Genomic DNA, 5,086 nt, shown 5'->3' with positions numbered 1-5,086 from the left:
GGAGGCGTCCGGGTCCGCGCCGGGCGGCAGCGGCGAGTCGGCGAAGGTGACGAGGCCGAAGCCGGCGTTCTCGGCGGCGGCGACCACGTCCCGTACCGCCCGGGGGGTCAGCACGGCGCCGGGCGGACGGCCCGAGTGGCGCCAGGCTGCGGGGTGGGCGCCGTCGCCGTCGACCTCCAGGGCCAGATGCAGGCGGGGAAGAGGCGGAAGACCGTCGTCGGGGTCGGTCACGGGGAGTACCTCCGGGTGAAGTGGTACGGGAACGGGGCGGGTCGGCAGAGGGCGTGGGGGTGGGTGAGCGCGGCGGGGGGCGCGGGATCGGCGACTGGTGGACCCTCCGTTTGCCGGGGGGTGAGGGCTGGTGGCGTACCAGCCGGAGGGCCAGGGTGACGGCAGCCGGGAGTCCCTCCGCCCAGCGGACGGCGGTCCCGCTGTGCGTCAGGTCGAGTACGAACCGGTCCAGGCGGACACGGCGGTCGCCGGGAGGGGAGGGCGAGCGCGAGGCGGAGCGCGATCAGGTCGCGGCGCCGGATAGCACTGGGGCGTATCCGCGAAGTGGGGTCGTCCGCCCGGAGGACGTGCCAGGCGTCGCGAGCCAGACACCACGTCGCGGACAAGCCCTGGCGGCGCGGGCACTCTCAGCGGAGCGGAGACGTCCCCGTACACAGCGCGCTGCTCACGCGCAGCAGGTCGACATGGCGCCGGGCGACGCCGAGTTCGAAGGACCCGCCGTGGTCCGGCGTGCGACGGTCGCGTCGGCCGGGACGTCGCGCCTGCATGTCGTTCACCTCGCCTCACGGTTGTCGGGTCGATCGCCGGGCCCCGGCCGTACCGGGCCCCGAGCCTGCCGCCGGAGCGGGTGATCGGATTTCACGTTAACCGGTCGTCCCGCTGTGAACAATGCCGCCCGGAACCGCCGGTACCGCTCGGGCGGCCCTCCTGGCGGGCCCCGCCACGCCCTCGCCGTCCGGCCCGCCCGCCGATGTTTCATACGAGTGAAACGATGGGATCCGACCCGCCCGGCTACCGTGGCCGGGTGATCACCCCGGGCCCGGTCCCACTCCTCGTCCGCCCCGACCTGCCCGGGGTGCGCCCGTGGACATCCCGGAACCGGCGACAGAGCCGCACGCAAGGAGCACCGCATTGGACGTCCACGCTTCCCTGACCGACGCGGTCGGCAACACCCCGCTGGTGCGGCTCAACCGCGTCACCGACGGGGCCGTCGCGCCGGTCTGTGTGAAATTGGAGTACGTCAACCCCGGCGGCAGCGTGAAGGACCGTATCGCGCTGGCGATGGTCGAAGCGGCCGAGGAGTCCGGGGAGTTGCTGCCCGGCGGCACCGTCGTCGAGGGCACCTCGGGCAACACGGGCGTCGGCCTGGCCATGGTCGCCGCGCAGCGCGGCTACCGGTGTGTCTTCGCGATCCCGGAGAAGAGCAGCGCGGAGAAGGTCGCCGTCCTGCGTGCGTACGGAGCGGAGGTCGTCGTCTGCCCCAGCGACGTACCGCGCGAGCATCCCGATCATGTGCACTCCGTGGCCACCCGGGTCGCCGCCGAGACCCCCGGGGGCTGGCTGGCCAACCAGTACGACAACCCGGCCAATCCGCTTGCGCATTACCGCACCACAGGTCCGGAGATCTGGCGTCAGACCGACGGACGGATCACCCATCTGGTGTCCGGCATCGGCACCGGCGGCACCATCACCGGGACCGGCGAGTTCCTCAAGGAGGTGAGCGGTGGCCGGGTGACGGTGGTCGGCGCCGACCCGGAGTCCTCGGTCTACTCGGGCGGCGACGGGAGCCCGTACTACGTCGAGAGCATCGGCCACTTCCGCCACCCGGAGACGGTGGACGACACCTGGCCGGAGTCCTACCACCCCGAGGTCGTGGACCGGTTCGAGCGGATCAGCGACCGTGACTCCCTGCGGACGGCGCGGCGGCTGGCCCGTGAGGAGGGCCTGCTGGTCGGCGGCTCCGCCGGGACCGCCGTGGCCGCCGCGCTGCGGGTGGCGGCGGAACTGACGCCGGACGACCTGGTGGTCGCGCTGCTGCCGGATTCCGGCCGTAACTATCTGTCCAAGGTCTTCGACGACAACTGGCTCCGTGAGCTGGGCCTGTCGGACGAACCCGGGGCGTGACCGGGGAGGTTCGACCGGCGTGGCGTGTCCCGTCCCCTCCCCCGTCTCGTCCTCCGGCCCGTATTCCGTCACCTGTCCCGTCCCGTGAGACTCGGTCTTGACAAGCCCGCCCACCTGCCACGTACGTTCGTTCATCCTGCTCACACCAGGACCGATGGGGAGTCACCGTGAAGGCATCGCACGTCAGGTCCGCCCTTTCCGGGCAGGGCCGCGCCGCGATCGCGCCGCCGGTCCGGACCAGGCGCCGGCATGTGGACCTGTGCCGGACCCACACCGCGCTCTGTCGCTGACCCTTCGGCCTTTCCCTTCCTCTTCGCCGTCGCCGTCCGCCCGACGTCGCCCCCGCCTGCCCGGATCCGGTCCGGCAGGCCCGTACCCACCGCTGACACCCGATCGGCTTCGATCGGCCTGTCCCGGTGCGGTTTCGCCCCAGCATGTCGCCGCCCCCCGAGATCGCCGGCACCGGTGAGAATGGACCAGTCGTGAGCGCGAAGCGGCCCAGAACGCTGAAAACCGTGACCGGAGCCGGCGGTACGTCGGAGACGTACGACCTGGCGATCGACCCGACCCGGTCGACCCTCGACACCGCCGTACGCGTGGCGAAACTCGCCGAGGCCGCCAGGATCGACGCGCTGTTCACCGCCGACCTGCTGAGCTTCGGCGCCCAGGGGCCTATCGGGTCCCAGGAACCGCTGGTGTTCGTCTCGGCGCTGAGCCAGGTGACCTCGCGGATCGGCCTCATCGCCACCGTGTCGACCACGTTCCACCACCCCTACAACCTGGCCCGGCTGTTCGGCACGCTCGATCACGTCAGCAACGGACGGGCCGCCTGGAACCTGGTGACCTCGTCGATCGGTGAGGAGAACTTCGGGCCCGGCGACCTGCCCAGCCCGGAGGACCGCTACGCGCGCGCCGAGGAGTCGCTGGAGGTGGTCAACGCGCTGTGGGACAGCTGGGAGACCGGCGCGCTGACCGCCGGCGCCGACGGAAAGGCCGTACTGGACCGCGACCGGGTGCGCCCGATCGACCACTCCGGCCGGTTCTTCACCGTGGCCGGCCCGCTGAACATCCCGCCGCTGCCGCAACGCCGCCCGGTCCAGTTCCAGGCCGGGCAGTCCGCCGCCGGGACGGCGCTGGGCGCCCGCTACGCCGAGGTCGTCTTCACCTCCCTCCCGACCCTCGACATCGCGGTGGACTTCACCCGGAAGATCCGGGGCCAGGCCGCGCGGTGGGGGCGGCCCGACGGGCTGCCGCTGATCTTCAGCTCGCTCCACGCCACGTACGGCGCCACCGAGGAGGAGGCGCGGCGGCTCGTACGCGAGAGGCGTGAGGCGATCGACTTCGAGCGTGGCCGCGCCCAGGTGGCCGACATGCTCGGCGGCGGAGTCGATCTGTCGGAGATCCCGCTCGACGAGAAGCTGCCGGAGAGCCTGTTGCCCGACGTCACCTCGGTGAACCGGCGTCGCGGCCGGGTGGAGATCTTCGCCGGGTACGCGCGCCGGGGCGACACCCTCAGGGAGCTGATCGTCGCGGCCCAGGACACCGGTCACTGGGCCGTCGCCGGCACACCCGGGCAACTCGCCGACGCCGTCGAGGAGCGGTTCCGGGCGGGTGTGCTGGACGTCATCACGCTGAGCGGCCTCGCGGACCCGATCCAGCACGACTTCGTCGTCAACGGCCTGCTGCACGAACTGCGCAAGCGGAAGATCGTCGCGGCCGACTACGCGGGTACCACGCTGCGGGAGAACCTCGGACTCGAGCTGCCGGCGCGGCACCGACCGGTCGCCGTCACCGAAGTCTGAGCATCCGTCATATTCGTTGCCTGGAAAGGGAGTTGTCCCCGTGGTTCATCACATCGTCGTCGGAGGAGGGGTCATGGGCTCCTCGGCGGCCTGGCACCTGGCCGCACGGGGCGAACAGGTCACGCTCTTCGAGCAGTTCGGACCCGGGCACGACCGGGGCAGTTCGTACGGCAGCTCGCGGATCTTCCGTCTGGCCTATGCGGACCCGTTCTACGTCTCGCTGGCGGTACGTGCCCTGCCGCTGTGGCGGCGCCTCGAAGAGGAGACCGGACGCCAGGTGCTGGAGCTGACCGGCGCCGTCGACCACGGCCCGGCCGCCGCGACCTCCGCACTCCACGACGTCCTGGGTGCGGCCGGCCGGCCCTCGGAGTTCCTCACCCCGGCGCAGGCCGCCGAGCGGTGGCCGGGGTTGCGGGCCGACACCACCGCGCTGTTCCATCCCGAGGCCGGCCGGGTGCACGCGGACCGCGCGGTCGCGGCGTTCCAGCAGGCCGCCCGGCAGCACGGCGCCCGTGTCCGGCACGGTGTGAAGGTGACCGAGCTGTCGGTACGCGGCGGACGTGCCGAGCTCGTGACCGACGACGAGGAGGCGTTCACCGCCGACTCGGTGGTGGTCGCGGTCGGCGGCTGGGCGCCCGGCCGGCTGTCCGGACTCGTGTCCGGTCTGCCGCCGATGCGGGTCACCCAGGAGCAGCCCGCGCACTTCCCGGCACCGGACGCGCTCGACTGGCCGAGCTTCATCCACCATCCGGGGGCCGGGCTCGCGGACGAGGGCGGGATCTACGGACTCGGCAGCGACGACGGGGTCAAGGTCGGGTTCCACGGGGTCGGGCCCGTCGTCGACCCGGACCACCGGGACCGTACCGTCCTCCCTCGCTCACTCGCCGAGGTCCAGCGGTACGCCGAGCGCTGGCTGCCCGGCGTGGACGCGACGGCGCCGGTGGCGAGCACCTGCCTCTACACCACCACCCCCGACCACAACTTCGTCATCGACCGGGAGGGGCCTCTGACCGTGCTGGCCGGCTTTTCCGGACACGGTTTCAAGTTCGCCCCCGTCATCGGGGAACTCGCCGCCGACCTCGTCGGCGGGGCCCCGGCCGCCGGCCGGTTCGCTCTCGGGCCGCGCGTCGGCTGAGGCCGGCGGAGGC

At 72.6% G+C, this 5,086-nt stretch carries 3 protein-coding genes and 2 pseudogenes; 3 read left to right on the top strand and 2 right to left on the bottom strand.

Translation table 11 applies throughout. The features are described from left to right. Window positions 1-231: pseudogene (locus GT042_RS31505) on the bottom strand (FMNH2-dependent monooxygenase); the annotation flags it as partial. Window positions 232-638: 407 nt separating this feature from the next. Next, window positions 639-779, bottom strand: a complete 141-nt coding sequence (locus tag GT042_RS31500; RefSeq protein WP_161312102.1) for a putative leader peptide — start codon at window positions 777-779, stop codon at window positions 639-641. Between the two features lie 364 nt (window positions 780-1,143). Between GT042_RS31500 and GT042_RS31495 the strand changes: the two are divergent. The 3 genes and pseudogenes from GT042_RS31495 to GT042_RS31485 all read left to right on the top strand — a co-directional run. Beyond that, window positions 1,144-2,130: pseudogene (locus GT042_RS31495) on the top strand (pyridoxal-phosphate dependent enzyme); the annotation flags it as partial. Window positions 2,131-2,651: 521 nt separating this feature from the next. Continuing rightward, window positions 2,652-3,938: an NtaA/DmoA family FMN-dependent monooxygenase gene (locus tag GT042_RS31490; RefSeq protein ID WP_345943995.1), complete on the top strand. Its 1,287-nt coding sequence runs from the start codon at window positions 2,652-2,654 to the stop codon at window positions 3,936-3,938. Between the two features lie 40 nt (window positions 3,939-3,978). Next, window positions 3,979-5,073: an FAD-dependent oxidoreductase gene (locus tag GT042_RS31485; RefSeq protein ID WP_345943994.1), complete on the top strand. Its 1,095-nt coding sequence runs from the start codon at window positions 3,979-3,981 to the stop codon at window positions 5,071-5,073. The last annotated feature ends 13 nt before the right edge of the window (window positions 5,074-5,086 follow it).

It is taken from the genome of Streptomyces sp. SID3212 (assembly GCF_009865405.1).
Lineage (GTDB): Bacteria > Actinomycetota > Actinomycetes > Streptomycetales > Streptomycetaceae > Streptomyces.
Note: the sequence above shows the minus strand (reverse complement) of the source record. Positions and strands in the feature narration are given on the sequence as shown.

What these genes read in the sequence shown, in the direction of transcription:
- GT042_RS31500 (WP_161312102.1), bottom strand. Translation starts at nt 779, where the DNA reads ATGCAGGCGCGACGTCCCGGCCGACGCGACCGTCGCACGCCGGACCAC.